23 protein-coding genes are annotated in these 24,675 nt (G+C 46.1%); 15 read left to right on the top strand and 8 right to left on the bottom strand.

Features of this window, described 5'->3' with window-relative positions:
- Positions 1 to 657: 657 nt before the first annotated feature.
- From ACHUFW_RS08945 to ACHUFW_RS08935, 3 genes are all read left to right on the top strand, one after another.
- The gene (locus tag ACHUFW_RS08945) at positions 658 to 1,995 is read left to right on the top strand and encodes a type II toxin-antitoxin system HipA family toxin (RefSeq protein ID WP_394202344.1); all 1,338 of its coding nucleotides are present in this window, start codon (positions 658 to 660) and stop codon (positions 1,993 to 1,995) included.
- Positions 1,992 to 2,450, top strand: coding sequence for a helix-turn-helix transcriptional regulator (locus tag ACHUFW_RS08940; RefSeq protein ID WP_394202342.1), 459 nt, complete (start codon positions 1,992 to 1,994; stop codon positions 2,448 to 2,450). The genes ACHUFW_RS08945 and ACHUFW_RS08940 overlap by 4 nt, the downstream gene beginning before the upstream one ends.
- Before the next feature lie 244 nt (positions 2,451 to 2,694).
- A complete protein-coding gene (locus ACHUFW_RS08935) occupies positions 2,695 to 2,802 on the top strand; it encodes a type I restriction-modification system subunit M N-terminal domain-containing protein (RefSeq protein ID WP_394202882.1) in 108 nt (35 codons plus the stop codon).
- Between the two features lie 107 nt (positions 2,803 to 2,909).
- Here ACHUFW_RS08935 and ACHUFW_RS08930 read toward each other — a convergent pair whose 3' ends face one another.
- The gene (locus ACHUFW_RS08930) at positions 2,910 to 3,773 is read right to left on the bottom strand and encodes a YicC/YloC family endoribonuclease (RefSeq protein WP_394202341.1); all 864 of its coding nucleotides are present in this window, start codon (positions 3,771 to 3,773) and stop codon (positions 2,910 to 2,912) included.
- A gap of 281 nt (positions 3,774 to 4,054) precedes the next feature.
- On the opposite strand from ACHUFW_RS08930, the gene rph reads away from it, so the two are divergent.
- Complete coding sequence (rph, locus tag ACHUFW_RS08925) at positions 4,055 to 4,768, top strand: ribonuclease PH (RefSeq protein WP_394202339.1); 714 nt, start codon at positions 4,055 to 4,057, stop codon at positions 4,766 to 4,768.
- A gap of 77 nt (positions 4,769 to 4,845) precedes the next feature.
- Positions 4,846 to 5,487: an orotate phosphoribosyltransferase gene (pyrE, locus tag ACHUFW_RS08920; protein ID WP_394202338.1), complete on the top strand. Its 642-nt coding sequence runs from the start codon at positions 4,846 to 4,848 to the stop codon at positions 5,485 to 5,487.
- 60 nt (positions 5,488 to 5,547) lie between these two features.
- On the opposite strand, the gene folE is transcribed toward pyrE, so the two are convergent.
- The 4 genes from folE to coaBC all read right to left on the bottom strand — a co-directional run bounded on the left by folE (position 5,548) and on the right by coaBC (position 8,801).
- On the bottom strand, positions 5,548 to 6,192 hold the full coding sequence (gene folE / locus ACHUFW_RS08915) for a GTP cyclohydrolase I FolE (RefSeq protein WP_394202336.1): 645 nt from the start codon (positions 6,190 to 6,192) through the stop codon (positions 5,548 to 5,550).
- A gap of 255 nt (positions 6,193 to 6,447) precedes the next feature.
- Positions 6,448 to 7,041 carry a nucleoid occlusion factor SlmA gene (gene slmA / locus ACHUFW_RS08910; RefSeq protein WP_394202334.1) on the bottom strand — a complete coding sequence of 198 codons (594 nt, stop codon included), beginning with the start codon at positions 7,039 to 7,041 and terminating at the stop codon, positions 6,448 to 6,450.
- A 108-nt stretch (positions 7,042 to 7,149) separates the two neighbouring features.
- Complete coding sequence (dut, locus tag ACHUFW_RS08905; protein WP_394202333.1) at positions 7,150 to 7,608, bottom strand: dUTP diphosphatase; 459 nt, start codon at positions 7,606 to 7,608, stop codon at positions 7,150 to 7,152.
- A complete protein-coding gene (gene coaBC, locus ACHUFW_RS08900) occupies positions 7,605 to 8,801 on the bottom strand; it encodes a bifunctional phosphopantothenoylcysteine decarboxylase/phosphopantothenate--cysteine ligase CoaBC (protein ID WP_394202331.1) in 1,197 nt (398 codons plus the stop codon). Before coaBC ends, dut begins: the two co-directional genes overlap by 4 nt.
- 187 nt (positions 8,802 to 8,988) lie before the next feature.
- On the opposite strand from coaBC, the gene radC reads away from it, so the two are divergent.
- The 4 genes from radC to argA all read left to right on the top strand — a co-directional run bounded on the left by radC (position 8,989) and on the right by argA (position 11,902).
- On the top strand, positions 8,989 to 9,678 hold the full coding sequence (radC, locus tag ACHUFW_RS08895) for a RadC family protein (protein WP_394202329.1): 690 nt from the start codon (positions 8,989 to 8,991) through the stop codon (positions 9,676 to 9,678).
- Between the two features lie 112 nt (positions 9,679 to 9,790).
- On the top strand, positions 9,791 to 10,027 hold the full coding sequence (gene rpmB / locus ACHUFW_RS08890; protein WP_028769274.1) for a 50S ribosomal protein L28: 237 nt from the start codon (positions 9,791 to 9,793) through the stop codon (positions 10,025 to 10,027).
- 6 nt (positions 10,028 to 10,033) lie between these two features.
- Positions 10,034 to 10,207 (top strand): 50S ribosomal protein L33, encoded by a 174-nt coding sequence (gene rpmG, locus ACHUFW_RS08885; protein ID WP_028773492.1) that lies wholly within the window; start codon positions 10,034 to 10,036, stop codon positions 10,205 to 10,207.
- 375 nt (positions 10,208 to 10,582) lie between these two features.
- Entirely contained in the window at positions 10,583 to 11,902 is a 1,320-nt protein-coding gene (gene argA / locus ACHUFW_RS08880; RefSeq protein ID WP_394202328.1) for an amino-acid N-acetyltransferase, read from the top strand.
- 54 nt (positions 11,903 to 11,956) lie between these two features.
- Here argA and rarD read toward each other — a convergent pair whose 3' ends face one another.
- Both rarD and ACHUFW_RS08870 read right to left on the bottom strand, forming a co-directional pair.
- Positions 11,957 to 12,850 (bottom strand): EamA family transporter RarD, encoded by an 894-nt coding sequence (gene rarD / locus ACHUFW_RS08875; protein ID WP_394202327.1) that lies wholly within the window; start codon positions 12,848 to 12,850, stop codon positions 11,957 to 11,959.
- A gap of 139 nt (positions 12,851 to 12,989) precedes the next feature.
- The gene (locus ACHUFW_RS08870) at positions 12,990 to 13,454 is read right to left on the bottom strand and encodes a thioesterase family protein (protein ID WP_394202325.1); all 465 of its coding nucleotides are present in this window, start codon (positions 13,452 to 13,454) and stop codon (positions 12,990 to 12,992) included.
- A 195-nt stretch (positions 13,455 to 13,649) separates the two neighbouring features.
- On the opposite strand from ACHUFW_RS08870, the gene recQ reads away from it, so the two are divergent.
- Positions 13,650 to 15,482 (top strand): DNA helicase RecQ, encoded by a 1,833-nt coding sequence (recQ, locus tag ACHUFW_RS08865; protein ID WP_394202323.1) that lies wholly within the window; start codon positions 13,650 to 13,652, stop codon positions 15,480 to 15,482.
- Between the two features lie 35 nt (positions 15,483 to 15,517).
- Here the strand turns inward: recQ and ACHUFW_RS08860 are convergent, their stop codons facing one another.
- A complete protein-coding gene (locus ACHUFW_RS08860; protein WP_394202321.1) occupies positions 15,518 to 17,281 on the bottom strand; it encodes a tetratricopeptide repeat protein in 1,764 nt (587 codons plus the stop codon).
- A gap of 519 nt (positions 17,282 to 17,800) precedes the next feature.
- Here ACHUFW_RS08860 and leuA point away from each other — a divergent pair.
- From leuA to ACHUFW_RS08835, 5 genes are all read left to right on the top strand, one after another.
- Positions 17,801 to 19,372 (top strand): 2-isopropylmalate synthase, encoded by a 1,572-nt coding sequence (leuA, locus tag ACHUFW_RS08855; protein WP_394202320.1) that lies wholly within the window; start codon positions 17,801 to 17,803, stop codon positions 19,370 to 19,372.
- A gap of 329 nt (positions 19,373 to 19,701) precedes the next feature.
- Positions 19,702 to 20,796, top strand: a complete 1,095-nt coding sequence (gene leuB, locus ACHUFW_RS08850) for a 3-isopropylmalate dehydrogenase (protein ID WP_394202318.1) — start codon at positions 19,702 to 19,704, stop codon at positions 20,794 to 20,796.
- On the top strand, positions 20,796 to 22,196 hold the full coding sequence (gene leuC / locus ACHUFW_RS08845) for a 3-isopropylmalate dehydratase large subunit (RefSeq protein WP_394202316.1): 1,401 nt from the start codon (positions 20,796 to 20,798) through the stop codon (positions 22,194 to 22,196). Before leuB ends, leuC begins: the two co-directional genes overlap by 1 nt.
- Before the next feature lie 9 nt (positions 22,197 to 22,205).
- Entirely contained in the window at positions 22,206 to 22,811 is a 606-nt protein-coding gene (leuD, locus tag ACHUFW_RS08840; RefSeq protein WP_394202315.1) for a 3-isopropylmalate dehydratase small subunit, read from the top strand.
- Between the two features lie 478 nt (positions 22,812 to 23,289).
- Positions 23,290 to 24,642, top strand: a complete 1,353-nt coding sequence (locus tag ACHUFW_RS08835) for an outer membrane protein transport protein (protein ID WP_394202313.1) — start codon at positions 23,290 to 23,292, stop codon at positions 24,640 to 24,642.
- The last annotated feature ends 33 nt before the right edge of the window (positions 24,643 to 24,675 follow it).

Genomic DNA, 24,675 nt, shown 5'->3' with positions numbered 1-24,675 from the left:
GCGAGTTGACCAAGTCTGCCACTTTCTAGCAACTGTTTAGATTAGGCTGCATCAGCGTAAAGTTATCTTTCTCTTATTTATCTAATAAAAAGCCCAGCACTTGCTGGGCTTCATATCTTTACCAATCAGAAGACCGAAAAACGCTTATTCAACGTTCTGGATCTGACTGTCGTACATGTTTAATAACATTAATTTAAACATGTGCTTATGGTGTTGATGGTGTTGGTGAGGTCTGATTATCTATTTTAGTCACCCCATTAGTCCCACTTTGTTCAATCTCTACAATGCGATGTTCGTTCTCGCTTGGGTAACACCTCATCAAATGATCAAGACAGAAAGAGGAGTGATGATTGTGGCGAGATCTCAAGTCGTCCTGACTTAGTTTGTGGTCTTCACAACGTTTGAGCGTTAACAGCCTCTGGCTGGTATCTGATGAACTTACCCGATGTTAATACGCCGTGAGGTGATAGCGGGGTGCGGTGAGTGTGACTCCCTATGAGCTTTTAGCCTAATGACTTAGTGAATGCTGTTTATTGCCCATAAAAGCTTTGTATGTTTTCTATACTGATAGTAGTATTTGAGTAAATATATACTCATTAGTTGCTTTTTTGTGGCTTAATGAGTATTAAGTTACTCATTAATTATTTAGGAGCTCTTATGGAACATTTGACCATTCAGGCTTTCATCAATGGCCAATGGAGAGACATTGCACGGCTCTCTTTTCCTGAGAGCGAACAAGGTAATTATCGACTTACTTCGTTAGATTACGAGCAGGATTATGCCTTGGCTAAGCTAGATAAAGACGACATTCACGCCGTCTCTATAAACCACCCCGTCAGCTTATTTTTTGATGAACCGGTATGGTTGCACTTTCTTGACGACATTATGCCTAGCGGTGCCAGCCGACGCTATTGGCTTAAGTATCTTGATATCGCTGATCTGAGTGTAGATGAACAAAATTTTGTATTGCTGAAATATGGCACGATTGCGCCAGTTGGTAATTTGCGAGTCAAGGAGTCGTTGCCAGTGCGATCGGCTATAGCTGATGAGCTGATGTTCACCGTTGACGACGTGAAAAATAGGGCCTCTGACTTCTTGGATTATGCGCAACATCGAGGTGCGGCAGCTGGTGGTGCAACGGGAGCTGGTGGCGAAGCGCCCAAGCTGTTATTACGTTGCGACGATGCACAAAATATCTGGATTGATAGCTATCAAGATGAGTTACAAAACCGAGACCTTCATTATTTGGTCAAATATCCGAGAGGCTCTCGATCGCCTGTTGATTGCGATATTTTGCGCGCTGAATACCACTATTATCATGAGTTGGCAGACATGGGCTTTGAGACGATCTCGACTGCAAACATGCGGCTCGAAGAAGGTCATTCCTATCCTTCACTGTGGTTGCCGCGTTTTGATGTCTACTACAATGAGTTGGGCCAACAACGCTACGCAATGGAGTCGGTTTATTCGATACTTGGCAAAGGTGCGGGCGTTACCCTAGATCATGAGCAAGTCTTAAGAACGCTGATCGATAAAATTAATTACAGCCATATGGTTTTAGAGCAAGGCTATCAGTTTGACGCACGCGGGTTTGTGCTTGAGTGGGTGCGGCGAGACTTACTCAATATCTTATTTGGTAATAGTGATAATCATGGCCGTAATACAGCGTTTCTTAAAGGCGATGGTTGGATAAAGCTGGCGCCTATCTATGATTTTGCACCTATGAAAGCTGATCCTGAAGGGGTTGCAAGAACCACAAAATGGGAAGCGCCGATCGAAGTCGGAGGGGAGTATGACTTTCAGGGTATTGCTGACGCACTCGCTGATCTGGTGCCAGCTCAGGAGCTAATGGCAGAGTTAAAGCTCACGGCCCAGCAATGTCTCGACTTGAAGCAACGCTTAATTGCGCGTGGTGTGCCTGAGCGGATCATCGATATGCCTGCAATTGGCTTTACTTATATTGAAGACAAGCTAACTCGTTGGGGGCTGGTATGAGTGATAAATCATCTACTGCAGAAACGGCTAAAGAAACCATTGCCCGTCTTAGAGCCAATCGCCAGCAACGGAGTGAGGTTACAACTGAAGTGCCACCGCGTTCTCAATCTCAAAACGTTCCAGAGGCTCAAACAAAACAAACTGCCAAACGAGCCTCTAAGCAGTCAAGCGGTGTAAGCACGGTCGAACGAAAGAACGCGATTCATGCCATCACACAACGGCTTTTACGCGGTGAGCTAACCCAAGGGCAAGCCCTTAGAATGCTGCGAGTCGAGGTGTTAGGGCTCACGCAAGACGAGTATGCAAATTTGGTTAAAGTGTCTCGTAAGACCCTTTCTGACGTTGAGAATGACCGTGGTAGCTATAAGACAGACATTCTCAATCGTTTGTTTAAGCCCTTTGGCCTTAAGGTGGGGATTGTGCCGATATCAACAGGCGTTACTTGGTCTCTGTAATAGTGAACACTCTAAGTGGGCGTCGAGATCTCTCGCTACAATCGTTTTTTGATAACCCCATTATTCCCAATGGCGTAGGAACCGCGTCAGCACTAGGCAGTAGAGCTTAGTGCTTAACAGGCTGAAATTGATACATTCCACATAGCCCAAGTTGATTCGCAGGTGTTAAGATACGCCCAGAATCACTTTAAAGTTGCATTGCTCAATGAGCTAAAAACTCACTCCCCAACAGCTTGAATCTTTTCTGTGGGAAGTCGCTGATATTTTGCGCGGCAATATGGATGCCTCAGAGTACAAAGACTACATCTTCGGCATGATGTTCTTAGAACGCGGGATAATTGGGTCAGAGTAAATTTTCGCTCAGGGTGAAGTTAGACTTTTTCCTTATCTTGAGTCGTAACAAAAAGCCCAGCATTTGCTGGGCTTTATATCTTTAGCAATCAGAAAACCAAAAAACGCTTATTCAACGTTCTGGATCTGCTCGCGCATTTGTTCAATCAGCACTTTTAGCTCTACAGCAGCAGCAGTGACTTCGGCGCTGATGGATTTAGACGCTAAGGTGTTAGATTCGCGGTTGAACTCTTGCATCATAAAGTCTAAACGGCGACCTTGGGCGCCCCCTTTTTTTAGGATGCGGCGAGTTTCTTCTACGTGGGCGTCGAGGCGGTCCATCTCTTCGGCAACATCCATCTTTTGTGCCAGAATCACCATCTCTTGCTCTAGACGTGCTGGGTCCAAATCTTCTTTGATTTCAGCTAGACGATTAGTGAGCTTTTCGCGTTGCCACTGCATAACAGCTGGCATGTGCTCACGTACCACGGCGACTTGTTCAACAATGGCATCAAGGCGGGTTTCTAGCATGGTTTTAATGGCTTCGCCTTCGCGGCCGCGGGCTTCAATAAACTGGTCGATGGCGCTGTCAAAGGCAGCAAGTAGCTCTTTGCCTAGGGCGTCCATGTCTTGCTCAGCGCTAGACATCACACCGGGCCAGCGTAGAACGTCAACCACGTTTAGTTCGCCTTGGCTGGCGTTGTCACGTACCCAGTTGGCGGCATGAATCACTTGTTTGGCGAGCTCTTCATTGAGCTGTAATTCTTTGTTGTCGTCATCTTTGATATCGTAACGTAGGTTCACTTCAACCTTACCGCGGTTTAGGCGTTTGCGCAGGCGGTCGCGTAGCATTGGCTCAAGGTTACGAAAATGCTCAGGTAGGCGCAGGTAAGTTTCTAAGTAGCGCTGGTTAACAGAGCGAATTTCCCATGAGGCGTTACCCCATTGTGCTTTGTGCTCAATACGCGCGTAGGCTGTCATGCTTTGGATCATGAAGTGGGTCCGGTGTTATTTAATCGTCTGAGTGAATGCCGATTATAGACCTATCGAGGTAATGGTCAAAATAATTGCAGAAAACTGTTTGTTTAAGCGCTAATTAGTTTAGCTAAGCTGGGTTGTTTACGTTGGCCGAGTTTGGCTATTTAAGGGTATTATATGGCGTTATTTGCCTGACAGATTCGGCTTGTTGACTGAATGTCATAGCATCTGGACGCGCTAGCCCCTATAATATGCAGCCAAATTTGCTTTGTTTATTTTTAAGACAGGAACCTTCTATGCGCCCAAGTGACAGAACGCCCGCCCAAGCTCGTCCAGTAACCATTACTCGCCAGTTTACGGCCCATGCCGAAGGCTCTGTATTAGTTGAGTTTGGTGACACTAAGGTGTTGTGTACCGCAAGTTTTGAAGAAGGTGTACCGCGTTTCCTTAAAGGCCAAGGCCAAGGTTGGGTAACTGCTGAGTACGGCATGTTACCGCGCTCTACCCACAGCCGCATGAACCGCGAAGCGGCACGTGGTAAGCAGTCTGGTCGTACCCAAGAGATCCAACGTCTTATTGGTCGCTCACTGCGCGCTGCAGTAGACATGAAGGCGCTAGGTGAAAACACCATCGTAATCGATTGTGACGTAATTCAAGCAGACGGTGGTACCCGTACAGCGGCTATTACCGGTGCGTGTGTGGCCTTGGTTGATGCACTTAACTGGGCGCGTGGTAAAGGCATTTTGAAAACCAATCCACTTAAGTTCTTAATTGCTGCTGTTAGCGTTGGTATCTACAAAGGTGAGCCAATTTGCGATTTAGAATATGTGGAAGACAGCGCTGCTGAAACTGACATGAACGTGGTGATGACCGAAACCGGTAAGATTATTGAAATTCAAGGTACCGCAGAAGGTGAGCCATTTAGCCATGAAGAGCTAATGAGCCTACTTGAATTGGCTAAGCACGGTATTCGCGAAATTGTTGATGTGCAGAAGGCATCGTTAAATTAATTGAGCAATAATTAAGGATCCTACGGGATCCTTTTTTAAACCCTATTTACCCTAAAAATGATAAGTGAGGAGTGGTTGTGAAAGCCTATCAGCGTGAGTTTATTGAGTTTGCATTAGAGCGCCAAGTATTGAGATTTGGCGAATTTACGCTTAAGTCGGGCCGCACTAGCCCTTATTTCTTTAACGCTGGCCTGTTTAACACTGGCCGTGACTTAGCCCGTCTAGGACGTTTCTATGCGGCTGCATTAGTGGATTCTGGCATTGAGCATGATTTGCTATTTGGTCCAGCTTACAAAGGTATTCCAATTGCGACTACCACCGCTGTAGCTTTGTGTGAACACCACGATATAGATATGCCTTACTGCTTTAACCGTAAAGAGAAAAAAGATCACGGTGAAGGTGGCAGCCTAGTGGGTAGCGAGCTTAAAGGCCGAGTGATGTTGGTTGATGATGTGATCACCGCTGGCACGGCAATCCGTGAGTCAATGGAGATTATCGAAGCGGCACAAGCTAAGCTGGCGGGTGTATTGATTGCGCTTGATCGTCAAGAAAAAGGTAAAGGTGAGCTGTCAGCGATTCAAGAAGTTGAGCGCGACTTTGGCTGTGAAATCGTATCGATTGTGAAGCTTGAAGATTTGATCAGCTACTTGTCTGAAAAGCCAGGTATGGAAGCACAACTTGCTGCGGTAAGCGCTTATCGTGACCAATACGGCATCTAATCGCCCAATTGAATAGCAAAACGCCACCTTAACGGTGGCGTTTTTGTTTATGACTTGCGGCTATTGGCTGAGGAATTCAGCGCGGGTAGCAGGGTTCGACTTAAATATGCCGCCCAGGGCCGTAGTGGTGGTTGAGCTGGTTGAGTCCATCACGCCGCGGGATTTCACGCAGTAGTGTACGGCATCCATTTTCACTGCCACATCTTTGGTTTCTAGCAAGGTTTGCAGGGCGACCAGTACTTGCTGAGTTAAGCGTTCTTGTACCTGTGGGCGCTGGGCAAAAAAGCGCACGATGCGGTTGATTTTAGACAGGCCAATAATGTTCTTACGTGGCAAATAGGCGACCGTAGCCACGCCATCTATGGTGACTAAGTGATGTTCGCAGGTGCTGGTCATGCTGATGTCATTGACCTTAACCATCTCATCAAAGCCCATTTTATTTTCAATGACGGTGATTTTGGGAAAGTTTTGATAATCCAAGCCGGAGAAAATCTCATCCACGTACATTTTGGCAATACGCTTTGGGGTTTCCACTAAGCTGTCATCGCGCAAATCCAATGACATTAAGCTGAGGATTTCACGCATGTGGTGTTCAATCTTGTCTTTGCGTTGCTCTGCATCAAGTTCACAAGGCAACATCGGGGTTTCTAAACCACGATCTAAAAGTGCTTGTTGTACTAATTGTGCTGCTTCACTAAGTGCCATGAGATCCTCCACTATACTGCCAGTGGTTAACTTACAGTAGGCCAAACCTGTTCTTGGGACAGATTTGGCGGCTTAATAATTCATTATAGTTCGCGCCTAGGCTGAAACACCATAGCGCGGGGCATGGAGGATACCGTGATTTGGCGCTAATTTATACCCGTAAACAGTAAGGGTATGACGAAAAAACCTATCGTATTGATAGGTTTTTTCATTTTAAAGGCTGTTTATTGTCGCGATTAAGTGATGGCTGAAGAGTTAGCTTTGCAACAATTGCTGTTGAATAAAGCCCCACTGCTCTTGGAAGTGAGTAGTGGGCTTTTGTTTAAAGTCGCTACGAACAAACTGTGCGATACGGCCTTCAGCAACAGCGAGTAACAGATTCGCTAAGATGCCTTCATCAATGGCAAAGCCTTTGCCTTCACGCAGAGTTTTCTCACGCAGAATTTGCTTTAGATGAGTCTCTACCTTGGCAAAGATTTGGCCAGTTCGGTTGCGTAGACGTTCGTGTTCGCCTAGCAATGCATCACCGTTGAGCACTCTTGAGATGCCAGGGTTGCGCTCGGCAAAAATTAATAGCAGTTGTAGCAGGAGTTGGCAGCGTCTCATGGTATCTTTTTCCTCATCCATGATGAGGTTGATACGAGTAAGTAGCGACTCTTCAATAAAATCGATTAGCCCTTCAAACATCCGTGCTTTACTGGGGAAGTGGCGGTAAAGTGCCGCTTCTGAAACGCCCACTTCAGCAGCTAATTTTGCTGTAGTGATACGTTGGCCTGGGCTGGTTTCTAACATAGTGGCTAAGCACTGCAGAATATGTTCACGACGATTTTTTTTCGGGCTCGCGGCCATGATGGTTCCTTTATTACAACTGGAGCCTAAGGTGCCGTAGCGACCTTATTTGCTCTCTTATTATATGCGCTAACGATTGCGCGTTATTGCTTATTAAATTATCTGTGACTAACGCGTACCAGAATGGCCAAAGCCACCTTCGCCTCTGTCAGAGCTGGCAAACTCATCGACCAACTTAAATTCAGCTTGAACAACTGGCACAAATACCAACTGTGCAAGGCGGTCGCCAATTTCTAATGTGAATGCTTCATTACTGCGATTCCAGCAAGACACCATTAACGGGCCTTGGTAATCAGAATCGATTAAGCCAACCAAGTTACCTAAAACTATACCGTGCTTATGACCAAGACCTGAGCGCGGCAAAATCACTGCCGCTAAACTTGGGTCGGCAACGTGTACTGCAATCCCCGTTGGAATAAGTACCGTTTCACCGGGTTGAACCACCAATGTTGTATCCACCATGGCGCGTAAATCCATGCCAGCACTACCAGGGGTTGCATAGGCAGGTGTTGGGTATTCTGAGCCAATACGTGAGTCTAAGATTTTAAGTTCAATCGGGGTTTTCATAGGGTTTTCATCTGCTCAGCAATTAGGGAAAGAAGCTGGGTTGCTAGGGTGTGTTTATCGGCTTGTGCCAATGCCTGTTCGCCTTGGGGCCAAAACACGGTTAATGCGTTGTCATCACTATTAAAGCCTAGCGCTGGGTTTGAGACATCATTGGCCGCTATCATATCAAGTTTTTTACGGCTTAACTTATCTTTTGCATAGTGGGCGACATCTTGGGTTTCAGCCGCAAAGCCGACGGTAAACGGGCGATGTTGATGAGCCGCAACCGTAGCGAGAATATCAGGGTTACGCACAAGAGGCAGCGCCATTTGTTCAGCAGACTTTTTAATTTTTTCATCTGCAACCTTGTCGACACGGTAATCACACACTGCCGCACAACCGATAAAGATGTCAGCTTGCTGTACGTGTTCGAGCACAGCGGTCAGCATCTGCTCTGTTGATTGTACATCGACACGATTCACCCCCACTGGGGTGGTTAGATTAACTGGGCCTGCGACTAAGGTGACTTCGGCGCCAAGTGCAGTGGCGGCCTGTGCTAGGGCAAATCCCATTTTACCTGAGCTATGGTTGGAGATATAACGCACCGGATCAATTGCTTCCCGGGTTGGGCCAGCTGTGAGCAGTAAATGTTTACCTGCCAGTGGCTTGGGGCCAAAAAAGGCAATAGCGCGGTCGACAATTGCTAATGGCTCTTCCATACGTCCCATACCGACTTCGCCACAGGCTTGTTCGCCGCTAGCTGGGCCCCAAATATGAATGCCTCGCTGTTTGATGGCGGCAATATTGGCCTGTGTGGCAGCATTGGCATACATTTGTTGGTTCATGGCGGGGCAAACCGCGATTGGCGCCTCAGTGGCTAAACAGGTCGTGGTGATTAACTCATCGGCCATGCCGGCGTTAATGCGGGCAATCAAGTTGGCGGTTGCTGGTGCGACTATCATCAGGTCAGCCCAACGTGCCAGCTCAATATGCCCCATGGCTGCTTCTGCCGCAGGGTCTAATAAGTCTAATGCCACCGGGTGACCACTTAAGGCTTGTAATGTTAATGGGGTGATGAAGGTGGTTGCGCTTTGGCTCATCACCACGCGAACATCGGCACCACGTTCTTTTAAGCGGCGCACTAAATCCGCAGATTTATAGGCGGCAATACCACCGCCAATACCCAATAAGATTTTTTTACCAGTTAAAGCCATTGCGTTCTCTTTTTTCTACAAGCTTGCCATTTTGGCGTGGGGCTAACGATAGCATAAACCCGTTCAAGTTGATGACACAGATTGAAAAAAATCGACCATACTTGTTAGCGCATGTTGAATTTTCATCACCCTTGGTGGTGGCTAACAACATACTGCAACGACTTTACCACGCAACAAGGAGGTTGCTTTGGCGATAAAACATTGGCCCGAAGGTGAGGGACCACGGGATAAATTACTTAAATTGGGTGCGCAGCAGCTATCGGAAGCGGAGTTGTTAGCGGTGTTATTGCGTAACGGTCTGCATGGGCAAAGCGCAGTGGCGTTAGCGAGGGAGTTGATTTCTCATTTTGGTGGGCTGCGAAATTTGTTTAGCGCTTCTAAGCAGCAAGTATGTGAAATGGCAGGAATGGGGCCAGTAAAATATGCCCAATTACAGGCTGCGCAGGAAATTAGTCGCAGAATTTTTGAAGAAAAGCTGCAAAGAGGCAAGTTTTTAACAGATCCTGATTTAACTCGGGACTATTTAATGAGACAATTGGCGGATCGTGCTTATGAGGTGTTTGGCATTTTATTACTAGATAGCCAACATCGGGTGATTCAATTCGTGGAATTGTTTCGTGGCACCATAGATTCAGCATCGGTTTACCCCCGTGAAGTGGTTAGACTGGTGCTAGATAAAAAAGCCGCAGCAGTGATTGTTTGCCATAACCATCCTTCGGGAGTGGCAGAGCCTAGTCGTGCTGATCGGCGAATTACTGAGCGATTGAAACAAGCACTAGCAACGATAGATGTTTCCTTGCTAGACCATATGGTTGTAGGCGATCGCGACATAGTTTCGTTTGCAGAGAGGGGATGGATAGATTCAACTATCCCTTGATCTTTGATTTTAGATCCTGTATAAAATGCGCCCTCTTTGTGTGCCTCGGGCGACGGCCATATTCGAGGTACATTAATGCTCGAGCGTTAAATTGTTTTTGGAGAAGATTGACATGTCAAGAGTATGCCAAGTAACTGGCAAGCGACCAATGGTTGGTAACAACCGTTCGCACGCGAAAAACGCGACTCGTCGTCGTTTTTTACCTAACCTACAGAACCACCGTTTCTGGTTAGAAGACGAAAAGCGTTTCGTACAATTACGTGTATCTACTAAAGGTATGCGTATTATCGATAAGAAAGGTATCGAAGTTGTTGTTGCAGAACTTCGTGCCCGCGGCGAGAAGGTGTAATAAACCATGGCTAAAGCTAAAGGTAACCGTGAGAAGATCAAGCTAGTTTCTAGCGCTAAAACTGGTCATTTCTACACGACTGAAAAGAACAAGCGTAACATGCCTGAAAAAATGGAAATCAAGAAATTTGATCCAGTTATTCGTCAGCACGTTATGTACAAGGAAGCTAAAATCAAGTAATCCTTGATTATTAACTTTCTAAAAAGCCTCTAATTTCGATTAGGGGCTTTTTTTTGTCCGCAAATAAACAATACCAATCAGCATAAAGATGTGTTCGCCTGTTGGGCGCTTTTTTGACTGCCTATTTCTTCGTTGAATAACTTTCCAATAGAACACTATTACTTAAGTTATTCGTCTCGAACTCGTTTGCCCAAAATTGCTCTGAGTAGATCACTTTCTTATGCCGATTGGCATAATAATGCATAAAAACTCTCCATTTGCTTGATAAATATCGCACACGTGCAACTTAATGCTTTTAAAGTGAATTAAAATGCAATAATATTGACTTCTTATTCCCGCTCGCCATGTGGACGAGCTCACTTGAGGTTAACACCTGTGCGTACTACTGAACTTGTCGATGGATTTCGTCATTCAGCTTCCTATGTTAATGCACATAGGGGTAAAACATTTGTGGTGATGTTAGGTGGGGAGGCGCTGGCCCAAGGGCAGTTCCGCTCTATTATTAACGACATTGCGCTGTTACACAGTCTTGGCATCAAAATGGTGCTGGTGCACGGTGCCAGGCCGCAAATTGATGAAGCGCTCGCGCAGCATCAACTCATTCCTGAATATTACAATGGCATTCGTATCACCGAAGAAGATGCTTTTAAGGTCATTAAGCAGGTGGTCGGTGGATTACAGCTGGACATCACCGCTCGGCTATCGATGAGTTTAAGCAACACGCCGATGCAAGGTACCCAAATCAATGTGGTTAGCGGCAATTTTGTGATTGCTCAGCCTTTGGGGATTGATAACGGTGTCGACTATTGTCTGAGTGGCAAGGTTCGTCGTATTGATGTGACTGGTTTGCGAGCGCAGTTAGATAGCGGTGGTATTGTTTTATTAGGGCCTGTGGCCGCCTCAGTGACCGGTGAGAGCTTTAACCTGACCGCAGAAGAGGTTGCCACGCAAATAGCAGTTAAAATCAATGCTGATAAGATGATTGGCTTTAGCTCGCAAAAAGGCATACTCGATGAAACCGGCGAAGTGCTGGCTGAGTTAATGCCAACCGATGCTCAGCAAATTCTATCTGGCATCAGTGACAATGAAAACGTGTGTGTCGGCACTAAGGCATTTTTAAAGGCCAGTATTGATGCTTGCCGTAATGGGGTTTCTCGCTGCCACTTTGTGAGTTACTTAGATGATGGTGCCTTGATTCAAGAGTTGTTCTCTCGCGATGGTATTGGTACCCAGATTGTGACCGAAAGTGCCGAGCGTTTGCGCCGGGCGAATATTGGCGATATTGGCGGAATTTTAGACTTAATTAGACCACTGGAAGAAAAAGGTATTTTGGTGCGTCGTTCCCGTGAGCAGCTTGAGATGGAAATTGAGCAGTTCATGCTGATTGAGCGTGATAGCCTGGTGATTGGCTGTGCGGCGTTTTATCCATTTGAAGAAGACAATGCCGGTGAGTTTGCTTGCTTAGTGGTGCATCCAGACTATCGTGATGCTGATCGTGGCAGTTTGCTACTGCAAAACATCATTGGTCAGGCGCGAGTGCGTGGCTATTCCCGCTTGTTTGCGTTAACCACTCGCAGTATTCATTGGTTCTTAGAGCATGGCTTTGAGATTGTCGATGTGGATGCGTTACCAGATAAGAAAAAGCAACTTTACAACTACCAGCGTAAGTCAAAGATATTGGCTTTAGAGCTGTAAACAAAAAAAGCGCCACTGATAATCGTGGCGCTTTTTTTAGGTTGGCTATTTAATTTAACCTTGGTTGGCTTTTTTACGCTTATACAGCATGTCGATACTGAAAATCACCAGTGCACACCAGATGAAACCAAAGGTAATGCCTTTTTCCAAATCAAACGGTTCTTGATAAAGGCTAACGGCCAAGATGAACATGATACTGGGGCCTATGTATTGGAAGAACCCGAGCATTGACAGTGGGATACGTGTCGCAGCTCCGGCAAAGCACAGCAGAGGCACTGAAGTCACCACACCCGCGGCAATCAACATTAAGTTCATATTTAGGCTATTGGTCAACATGCTCGCACTGGCGCTATCGAGCGTCATGATTAGATAAATAGCGGCAATAGGAAGTAGCAGAGCGGTTTCGACTAATAAGCCGGTTTTTGCATCAACGTTAACCTTTTTACGTAGTAAGCCATAAAAGCCAAATGAGCCCGCTAAGGCTAAGGAAACCAGTGGAATAGAGCCAAAGGAGATAAGCTGAATCACCACGCCAATGCCAGCTAAAGACACCGCGAACCATTGCAATTTACGCAGCCGCTCGCCGAGAAATAGCATACCGAGTAACACGTTAAATAGCGGGTTAATAAAGTAGCCCAAGCTTGCATCAAGCATGTGATCGTTATTGACTGCCCAGATAAATAGCAGCCAGTTGCCGGCGATAAGAATCGAGGTGACGGTCAAGACCCCTAACTGCTTAGGTTGTTTAAACAGTGCGCGTAACTTACTGAAGCCGCCAATGAATTGCATCAGCACAATCATGAACACAAACGACCACACTACACGGTGGGCTAGTATTTCTGCCGCAGATACGTGGTGAAGCAGCTTGAAATAGATAGGAGCGATGCCCCAAAGGAAATAGGCACAAAGCGCTAAGGCAATGCCTTTGCGGTATTCGAGATCAGCCATGGTTCTACAGTTTTATTCGGTATCGGAACCGCATTGTAGGGTGGGATGACTGATCTCTCAAGTTTCTACAGCAATCTAACGATCTACTGCCTTGTTCTTTATGGCTGCCACTTAGGCAAGATATGCTGACAGTGTCAGCTTATCCCACCATATAAGTACCTGTGCCAAAGGCAATATGGTCGCCTTGTTCATTGTGAAGCTCCATTCGGCAAACCGAGACGCGATTGCCAGCGCGGATCACTGTTCCTGTGCCGCTAAAGACTTCGCCGCGCCCGGGTCTGAGGTAATCAATGCGTAAATCAATGGTGCCTAAGGTTTGAATGCGCTTTTCCAAATCCGCTAGCGTCCAATCATCTCGGCTCGCAACTAAACCGGAAAATGCGGTAAGCCCGCCGACAACATCAAGCACGGTTGCGGTTACACCGCCGTGTAAAATTTGCTGATGAATATTGCCGATTAACTCAGGTTTCATGTTAACCACCACTTCGACACCTTCGATATCGTAACGCTTGATATCCATGCCCAGTAGATTGTGGAACGGCACATGTTTATCGAAGATTTCTGCCACATTGGCTAGCATGGTTGCTTGTACGTTGTTGGTCATAGTCTCGATCATGTTGTTATGGTTAGAGTATTTAATCTATCTCTAATTGACAGTGTGAAGCAAGGATTTGATTAAACTTTATTCAGTGCTGGCTGAGTGACAAATTTTGCCTAAATAAAAAACCGATTGAGCAGAGACAAGCCAAGCTAGCTTGATTAGAATAGGCCACTTTATTTGCGTTGATTGAAGAGATTGATGACCACTGCTGTTGCTGTTGAACCGATACAAGATGATCCGCTGGCTGCAAAATTGCAGGCAGTGTTTGGTTATCGTACGTTTCGTTCTGGCCAGCAAGAGGTGATTGAGCAGGCGCTAAACGGTCAAGATAGTTTAGTGATCATGCCAACTGGCGGTGGTAAGAGTTTATGCTATCAATTACCCGCTACTATGCTACCTGGATTGACGATTGTAGTGTCACCGTTGATCTCTTTGATGAAAGATCAGGTCGACAGTTTAACGCAAATGGGGGTGGCGGCCGCTTACCTTAACTCTTCTTTGTCCCGTGAAGAGACGCAAGTTATCTATCAAGGGCTGCACCGCGGAGAGTTAAAGCTGCTTTATGTGTCGCCGGAGCGCTTGTTGATGCCGAGCTTTATCGAGCGCATGCAGTCGTTAAATATTGCTTTGTTTGCGGTCGATGAGGCCCACTGTATTTCGCAGTGGGGTCACGATTTTCGTCCCGAATATGCGCTGCTAGGTCAGCTAAAACAGTTATTCCCCCACGTACCTGTGATGGCATTAACGGCCACAGCGGATCAGGTGACTCGTCAAGATATTTGTAATCGACTTGGCATTAACCCCCATGTATTGCTCACCAGTTTCGATAGGCCCAATATTCGCTATACCGTAGCTGAAAAGCTCAATGCTGCTAATCAGTTAAGGCAGTTTGTGCAATCGCAGCAGGGCAATAGCGGTATTATTTATTGCAGCAGTCGACGTCGTGTCGATGAAGTGGCTGAGCGGTTAACAATGCAGGGCTATAAAGCTGAAGCATACCATGCCGGTAAGACCCAACAAGAGCGGGCTGATGTACAAGAGCGCTTTTTGCGTGACCAGCTCGATATTGTGGTGGCGACGGTGGCCTTTGGAATGGGGATCAATAAATCCAATGTACGCTTTGTGGTGCATTATGACATCCCGAAAAGTGTTGAAGCCTATTACCAAGAAACGGGCCGTGCTGGCAGGGATGGCCTTGATGCCGAGGCACTGATGTTGTTTGACCCCAGCGATATTGGCCGGGTCAAACACCTTATTGAGCAATCGGAGCCGGGACCGCAACAACAGGTTGAGTTTCATAAGCTCAATACCATGGCTGCCTTTGCCGAAGCGCAAACCTGTCGTCGGCAGGTACTACTGCATTACTTTGATGAAAGTGCCACCCAGGCATGTGGCAACTGTGATATCTGCCTCGATCCACCCAAGCGATATAATGGGGTTGAAGATGCGCAAAAGGTGTTGTCGTGTATTTATCGTTTACAGCAACGGTTTGGTATCAACCACTTAATTGATGTTCTGCGTGGCTCCAAAGCGGCGAATGTGGTTGACCGTGGCCACGATAAGCTGTCAACTTGGGGCATAGGTAAAGATAAAAGCCATGAATTTTGGCTCAGTGTCGTTAGGCAAATTATCCATTTGGGCTATGCTAGCCAAGATATATCCCGTGGCTCTTCTGTCACCTTAAACCCGCTTGCTCGAGATGTGCTTAAAGGGAATGTTGAGCTGCAATTGGCAGAGCCTCGTCTTGAGATCGCCACTATCACCAAACGTCGCAGCAGTAGCAGAGCCCCGCTTAATTACGATCGTAAATTGTTTGCACGCCTAAAACTGCTGCGCCGCAGTCTCGCTGAAGAGTTGGATGTGCCGCCCTATTTGGTTTTCAACGACGCTACCTTGGCTGAAATGGCGGCAATGATGCCTACAAGCCCGGGTGAGATGCTCGCGGTAAATGGTGTGGGCGAAACCAAATTGAATCGCTTTGGTGATGAGTTTCTTGATGAAATCAGTGACTATTTAACGGAAGGTCGATAGGCGTTAGCTTGTTTGGCCATCATCGCTAGCCGCTGTTAATGAGGGATTTTATGTTGATTATGGCGCTTCATATTACTGACTTGGTTGATTTCTGCTCGTTTAATTAATGATGTTAATCCATCTTGCTGCTGCATGACCGCCAAGCCTATTGTTAAATGCTCATCGGGCATTAACGGCGACAAGGCACGAGAAAGTTGTGCTGCCACGTTCATAGCGCCTTTATTTAAAGTAAATGGCAGCATGATGACCAACTGCTCTTGTTCATTAATATGATACCTATCTTGATCCCGCAGCTTACTGACCAAAATATCTTTGATGACGGCTCTATCGCCAGGGTAGGCTTTGGTTAGATCAATTAACAACAAGCTGATGGCAAACCCTGACTGTTTGGCACTTTGTAATAACTGCTCCATCTGTTGTTGCTCATCCAGCGGCGTATTAGCAGGAGGGGCTGTTAACGAACTGAGCGGCTTACTGCGACTTCTGATAAAAATCACTAAGCTGGCAATACTCACCAATAAAAAGATGGCGCCAATGATATAGCCGCTACCAAGCCGGTTGCCTAATAATGGCATGCTAGTCACTTGCTGGGCTCGAACCAGCTGTTGTTGGCGACTAAGTCTGGCTTTAAGTTGTAATAATCGTGTGTCTTTTAGGAAGTTATAAGCATTGCTGGCAGCATCGTAGCGCAGCAATTGGTATTCGTAGGCTTGTTGATAGTTGCCTTGTTGTGCGTAGTAATCACTGAGTATTTGGTAGGCAAGGTTAAGCTGCTCATATTTGGCTGTACGTATCGCTTGGGTGATGACTTGTTGCATCAATGCCAACCCTTCGGCCTCATCTCCGGTGGCCAGCGCCAATTGTGCCAAGCTGCGTCTGGTTGTGAGTTCGCCTAAAGTGCGCTTATGTTTGTTAAATGAGTTCAGCGCTAGTTCCAAAAATTGCTTGGCACTTTTGTTGTTGCCGCGCTGAAACTCAAGCTGCGCCAGTTGTTGATAGCTGCTGGCTAACTCAACGGCCGTGCCAAGTTCTGGAAGAAGGTTTTTAGCCTCAAGAATAAATGCATCACGGTTGGCAATTTGATTGTTTTGCTGCGCGATATTGGCCAATGATAGTGTCACCGCCAGTTTTACTTTTCCCACTACCTGCGGTTGGTCAAGTGAGCGTAGCACGATTTGATAGGCTTGATTAGTCTGGTTACGCTGTGCCAGTAAGTTTGCCATGGCAATGTCCACATAGGCTTTGGGTGGTGTGAGCCAATTCACTGCTTGTTTGGTCGTGTCGGGATAAATATCAGTGGCAAGACGTAAATCTTCTAGAGCACTGCTATAACTTTCGGTGCCGATATCAATGTTGGCTCGTAATAACAGCGCATTAACCAATGATTGCGGTTGCTGTTGTTCTCGAGACAATAATACCGCTTTATCTAAAATCGGCAGCGCCTGGCGAACGTCGCCTGATTGCATGAATGCCGCTGCCATGCAGTTTAAAAAGTAGGGGACCGCTTGGGGAATTTGGTTAGCTTTGGCCCGTGCTTCATGCATTCTGGCGATATTTAATGCGGCTTCATGTTCATTTTGTTGAATAAAGGCTTCGCATTTTAATAGCGCTAATTGCAGCTGTGGAATACCTTCATCATAGATAGCGAGATGTTGCCGTTCTAGGCTGTTAATTTGCGATAAGGTTTGCGCTGGATAGGGGTAAACTTGCTGTGCGAGTTGATTGAGTGACGGCGTGGCGTTGGCCCATAGCGAAGGCAGCCATAACAATAGGCTTAGCACTATGACACGAAAATCCATTTGTTGCCGCTCCGTATGCATCGCAGTTTTAATTGGTCCTGAATATTTATTATACCGAATTTTTATATAGAGTCGCGCATTAAATTGGCATTATTTTGCGTAATTAGTCTACCTTGGCTTTTTGAGTATCGACTAGGTCTAAACCCCTATTCCCATAGGCTTACAAAGTCAATGGCCATATGATATCGCCAGTTTATCAGGGGCTTTTGCTGGTCTAATCTGTTTTAGATGAAAAAAATGGGGTTGACACTCAGTGCCGCACACGTTAAAAAATAACCGCTAAGATAAAAACTGAACGCATAATTATATAAATTTACTGAATACAAAGATGACTAATATTCGTGCACTACTCAGCCTCCTTATTCTCATTCTCGCAGACTCTGCGCGGAGAATGTAGTGTTGCACGCTTAACTAACACCACAGCATTCAAAAACCCCGCGCACAAACACGCGGGGTTTTTTTGTTTATGGATATGAAAACTGACAAAAGATAGAACCTGACGTTCCACGGAGAAACCAGATGTCTAACCGAGTGATAATTTTTGATACGACCCTACGTGACGGCGAGCAAGCGCTGGCAGCGAGTTTAACGGTTAAGGAAAAGCTTCAGATCGCACTGTCACTGGAGCGACTTGGTGTTGATGTGATGGAAGTTGGCTTCCCTGTTTCTTCACCAGGAGATTTTGAGTCAGTACAGACAATTGCTCGAACAGTTAAAAACAGCCGAGTTTGTGCGTTAGCTCGCGCGCTTGAAAAAGACATTGATGCCGCTGCACAGTCGTTATCGGTTGCTGAGCAGTTCCGAATTCATACCTTTATTTCAACGTCGACTATTCATGTTGAAAGTAAGTTGAAGCGCTCATTTGATCAAGTGTTGGATATGGCGGTTGGGGCGGTGAAATACGCGCGTCGTTTTACCGATGATGTTGAGTTTTCTTGTGAAGATGCAGGCCGTACACCGATAGATAATTTATGTCGTATGGTAGAAGCCGCCATTAGCGCAGGGGCTAAAACCATTAATATTCCTGACACAGTCGGATACACAGTACCTAGCGAGTTTGGCAGTATCATTGAAACGCTGTTTAACCGTGTACCGAACATTGACCAAGCGGTGATATCAGTGCATTGCCACGATGACTTGGGTCTGTCTGTGGCTAACTCGATTACCGCGGTACAACATGGTGCCCGTCAAATTGAATGTACCGTAAACGGCATTGGCGAGCGCGCTGGTAACTGTTCACTAGAAGAGATTGCCATGATCTTATCGACCCGCAAGGCAGCGTTAGGTCTGGAAACAGGTATTAATGCCAAAGAGATCCACCGCACTTCTACCTTAGTAAGTCAGCTTTGTAATATGCCAATTCAAGCGAACAAAGCCATTGTTGGCGCTAATGCTTTCACCCATTCATCGGGTATTCACCAAGACGGTGTTCTAAAGTCGCAAAATACCTATGAAATCATGACGCCAGAAAGTATTGGCCTGAATCGTAATAACCTGAATATGACCTCTCGCTCTGGTAGACATGTGATTAAGCACCGCATGGAAGAGATGGGTTACGGTGAGCAAGATTATGATATGGATGCTTTGTATGAGGCGTTTTTAGCCCTTGCTGATAAGAAAGGCCAAGTGTTTGATTACGATCTAGAGGCACTTGCGTTTATGGAAGCGCAAGCCGAGGAAGATGACCATTTCACTTTGCAGCAATTGGTGGTCCATGCGGACTCTACCCAAGGCAGTGCCACGGCGACGGTTACCATTGCGGCCAATGGCGAGGTGGTGACAGAAGCGGCGACCGGCAATGGTCCAGTTGATGCAGCCTACAATGCGATTGCCAGAGCGAGTGATTGCAAAATTGACATTACCGGCTACCAGCTAAGCGCGAAAGGCGAAGGACAAAATGCATTGGGTCAGGTTGATATTCAGGCCGATTACCGTGACCAGAGTTTTCATGGTGTGGGCTTAGCGACCGATGTTGTCGAGGCGTCAGTTCAAGCGCTTATTCATGTGATGAATTTGACTTGGCGTGCAGATAAAGTTGCTGAAAGCAAACAAAAAATACAACAAAAGCGCGCTGAGCTTGGTGGCGTGTAAGTAGGGAGTGTAGACCTTTCGAGTTGATTTTTGCAGCTACTTGTTGGTTATTTAGACGAAATAGAAGCTTGGATATGTAGTTATTCTATTTGAAAAGCTGATAACGCAGTATACATAATCAACAAGTGCTGCCCGAAGGGTTCGGCTAAAATCGTTTTATGCTTTGTTGAGAAGCATTTGCTTAGAATAACTAGGCGACATACTTCTCGCCGCACCTAAAACAGTTTTATCTCGAACAAAATCTAACCGCGAAAGGTCAACACGCCCTAGTGATTTAATCAACAGATTTAAGAAATTAACGATTGAGATGAGCAGGAGTTTAGAGTCGTATGAGTTATCAAATAGCGGTATTGGCTGGTGACGGCATAGGCCCAGAAGTCATGGCAGAGGCCCGCAAGGTATTAACCGCGGTAGAAGAGCGTTTTGGGTTAGATATAGAATATAGCGAATACGATGTAGGCGGCGCAGCGATTGATAATCATGGCTGCCCGTTACCGGAAGTAACCTTAAAAGGTTGTGAGAACGCCGATGCGATCTTATTCGGCTCTGTTGGTGGCCCGAAATGGGAACACCTGCCACCCAATGATCAGCCAGAGCGCGGCGCTTTGCTGCCATTACGTGGTCATTTTGAGTTGTTTTGTAACATGCGCCCTGCCAAGTTACATACGGGTTTAGAGCATATGTCGCCACTGCGTAGCGATATTTCTAGCCGTGGTTTTGACGTATTGTGCGTCCGTGAGCTAACTGGCGGTATTTACTTTGGTAAGCCTAAAGGGCGTCAAGGTGAAGGTGAAGCTGAAGAAGCGTTCGACACCATGCGTTATAGCCGTAAAGAGATCCGCCGTATTGCCAAAATTGCTTTCGAAGCCGCCCAAGGGCGCCGGAAAAAAGTCACCTCGGTAGATAAAGCTAATGTACTGGCTTGCTCGGTACTGTGGCGCGAAGTAGTAGAAGAAGTGGCTAAAGACTACCCAGATGTTGAGCTTGAACACATCTATATCGATAATGCGACGATGCAGTTGCTGCGTCGTCCTGATGAGTTCGACATCATGCTGTGTTCAAACTTGTTTGGTGACATTATCTCTGATGAGATTGCCATGCTAACCGGCTCGATGGGACTGCTTTCGTCAGTGAGCCTTAATAGCGAAGGTTTTGGTTTGTATGAACCTGCTGGTGGCAGTGCACCGGATATTGCCGGTCAAGGTATTGCTAACCCAGTTGCGCAGATTTTATCAGCCGCTTTATTATTACGTCATAGCTTAAAACTTGAAGATGCAGCTGCGGCAATCGAAGCTGCTGTGGCTAAAGCTTTGTCTGATGGCTATCTAACCGGTGAGCTTTTACCCGCATCTGAGCGTGCGAATGCCAAATCCACTAGCGAGATGGGCGACTATATTGCACACGCTGTTAGGGAGGCAAAATAATGGCCAAGACATTATATGAAAAAGTGTGGGATAGCCATATTGTTGCCCAAGTTGAAGGCGAAGCACCGCTAATTTATGTCGATCGTCACTTGGTGCATGAAGTAACATCGCCGCAAGCGTTTAGTGGTTTGGAGGTTGCAGGTCGCCAATTGCGCGCGCCAGAAAAAACCTTTGCCACTATGGATCACAACACTTCCACCAAAAGTGCCAGTTTAGATGCACTTAGCCCTATGGCGCGTACTCAGGTTGAAACCCTAGCGAGTAACTGTAAGAAATTCGGTATTCGTCTTTACGATATCCATCATAAAAACCAAGGTATTGTGCATGTGATGGGCCCAGAGCTCGGCATTACCTTACCGGGTACTGTGATTGTGTGTGGTGACTCGCATACGGCGACACACGGTGCATTTGGTGCACTGGCATTTGGTATTGGTACCTCAGAAGTTGAGCATGTGATGGCGACGCAAACATTGCGTCAGTTAAAAGCCAAAACCATGAAAATTGAAGTACGTGGTCACGTGGCTGATGGCATTACTGCAAAAGATATTGTGTTGGCGATTATCGGTAAAATCGGTATGGATGGCGGCACTGGCTATGTGGTCGAGTTTTGTGGTGAAGCCATTGAAGCACTGAGTATGGAAGGGCGCATGACCGTATGTAATATGGCTATCGAAATGGGCGCCAAAGCCGGTATGATCGCACCTGATCAAACCACTATCGATTACCTACAAGGGCGTGAATTTGCACCTAAAGGCGATGCTTGGGAGCAGGCCGTTGCAGCATGGCATGAACTACGCAGCGACGATGATGCGGTATTCGATGCAACTGTGGTACTCGAGGCGAAAGATATCGCACCACAATTGACTTGGGGGACTAACCCAGGGCAGGTGGTTGCCATTGATGAAGCTGTGCCTAATCCTGCATCAGAGGCGAACGCGACGGTACGTGCTAGTATTGAAAAAGCTTTGCAATATATCGCACTTGATGCTGGCACCATGATGACTGATGTGTCGATCAATAAGGTGTTTATTGGCTCTTGTACCAACTCTCGTATTGAAGATTTACGCAGTGCTGCTAATCAAGCCAAAGGCCGTAAAGTGGCCGAGGGCGTGACGGCGATTGTCGTGCCAGGTTCTGGCTTAGTAAAAGAGCAAGCCGAAGCAGAAGGGTTAGATAAGATTTTTATCGATGCAGGGTTTGAGTGGCGCCTACCTGGCTGCTCAATGTGTTTGGCTATGAATGATGATCGTCTAGAAGCGGGCGATCGTTGTGCATCAACCAGTAATCGTAACTTCGAAGGTCGCCAAGGGCGTGGAAGTCGCACTCACTTGGTGAGTCCTGCGATGGCTGCAGCGGCTGCAGTAGCAGGTCATTTTGTTGATATTCGTAAAGATTACTAGGAGCGCATCATGGAAGCATTCACTACCCACACTGGATTAGCAGTGATGATCGATAGCGCCAATGTCGATACCGATCAAATTATCCCAAAGCAGTTTTTATCCAAAGTTACCCGAGATGGCTTTGGTGTGCATCTATTTCATGATTGGCGCTATTTAGATGATGCTGGCGATCAACCTAACCCTGAGTTCACGCTTAACCAGCCACGCTACAAAGGTGCTTCAATTCTTTTGTCGCAAGAAAATTTTGGCTGTGGTTCAAGCCGTGAGCATGCACCATGGGCATTAGCTGATTTTGGCTTACGAGTGATTATTGCGCCAAGCTTTGCTGATATTTTTTATGGTAACTCGATTAACAATGGCTTGTTACCAGTCCGCCTAAGCGACGAGCAAGTGCAGCAACTCATGAAGGAAGTTGAAGCGCAAGAGGGGGCGACTGTAACCGTTGATCTAGAAGCATTAACTGTCACCTCACCAAGTGGTGCCGTGTTTAGTTTTACCATTGCAGATTCAGCGAGACATAATCTGTTAAATGGTCTAGATGCGATTGGCTTGAGTTTGAGTCATCAAGATAAAATTGCGCACTATGAGCAAAATATCCCGGCTTGGCGGGCTTAGCGTACATATGTACCTAAAAATGTAAATTATGTAGCCAGTTAAGGTACGCCTTAACTGGCTTTGTTTTAAAGCAAAATGGCTAATATCACTAGCTTTTGATTTTTCTATAATTTTTATACCCCCTTCTTATTTAAGATCACACTTTTTATCCTAATAGTGATAAATGCTGTGTTTTTACTATGGTTATAGCTGACAGTTGTGCATCATTGTTTATGGTTTAAGTTTTTGTTTTATAATTGTTTTAACTGTTGTTCCTCAGTTTTTTGCTATCCTTTCAGCGAATCTGCATGTTCATATCTATTGGTTTTCGGTGTTTTAAAGTGGATAAACCTAAAAATCCTCACTATATAAATATGATTTTCCCAGCATAAAAAACTATTTTTTTGGTTTTGCTTGTAAAGATCTTCTGCATGAGTAGACTCTCGATCCTGAAAATAGAGTTGTTACTCTATTGTTATATAAATATAAGAGAATTTAAATGAACAAGCGGATAGTATTTTTAGCTGTTACTACAGCATTGTTAGGTCAGTCTTCTTATGTCAATGCGGCCGGTTTTCAATTAGCGGAATATTCTGCATCGGGCCAAGGTCGTTCTTTTGCTGGTGAGGCGGCAATGGCAGATAATGCCTCGACTCAAGCGCGCAACCCAGCGATGTTGACTTACTTGGAAGGCACACAATTCTCGGCAGGTGCTATCTACGTTGCACCTAATGTCGACGTTCATGGCGATCTTGCGCTAGCGTCGCCCATTTTAGGCCCTGAGCCAATGGTCATGAATGCCGATGCTTTAAATGTTGCAGATAGCGCTATCGTGCCAAATTTCTATTTTTCACAACAGCTAAATGAGCAATGGACTTGGGGTTTAGGGGTTAACTCTAACTACGGGTTAGCAACCGAGGTACCAGATACCCATCCAACAGCCATTTTTGGTAATGAAACCGGTATTACCACAGTCGAGTTTAATCCCAATATTGCCTATAAAGTCAATGACGCTTTCTCTGTCGGTGCTGGTCTTCGCATTGTTTATGGCGACGGTAAAATCGGCGCCACTGCACCAGGTTGGATAGACGGTATTGCTGCGCTGCCGGGGTTACCGCCTGAAATCGTTGCTGCATTACCACCTAGTGGCACTAGCCTTAAGAGTATGGAAGGTGATGATTTAGCAATAGGTTGGAAAGTCGGTGCTGCTTGGCAAATCAACGCTGATCACCGTTTAGGTTTTGCCTACCATAGCGGCGTTAAGTTAGAGCTTGATGGCCATGCATCAGGACTATTATATGACGGTGGTCAAGATGTCAGTATTGAAGGTTATATGCCACTAGAGTTGCCGGCGTTTGCTGAATTGGCATCGCATCATCAGTTGACTGACAACTGGGCGGTTCACGGTAGCATTAACTGGACTCAGTGGAGTGTGTTTGATGAGCTAGTGGCTTATTTCCCTGGCGATCAAAAACCTGTTGGCGATATCGATAAAGATCTGGTGAAAGAAGAGAACTTTAAAGATAACTGGCGCTTTGCCGTGGGGACCACTTATCAAATCAATCAAGATTGGTTAGTCCGTGGTGGTGTGGCGTTAGATAAAACAGCGGTAGAAGATGAATACCGTACTATCACTATCCCTGACTCTGACCGTCTATGGTTTAGCTTAGGTACTGCTTATCAAGCATCTGATAAGATGACCTTAGATTTTGCGGTGACTTACATCAAAGCTCACGGTGATGCGCCCATTAATGAATCGATGACATTACTAGATTTGGCCAGTGTTCAGTTTGATGGTCAAGCTAGTGGTGATGTTTGGCTAGTGGGTGCACAGTTGAGCTATAAATTGTAACCCACTGCGGCTTTTGAGTTTGAAAAAACACCT

The sequence above is a fragment of the Shewanella waksmanii genome, assembly GCF_043643685.1.
GTDB lineage: Bacteria > Pseudomonadota > Gammaproteobacteria > Enterobacterales > Shewanellaceae > Shewanella > Shewanella waksmanii_A.
Note: the sequence above shows the minus strand (reverse complement) of the source record. Positions and strands in the feature narration are given on the sequence as shown.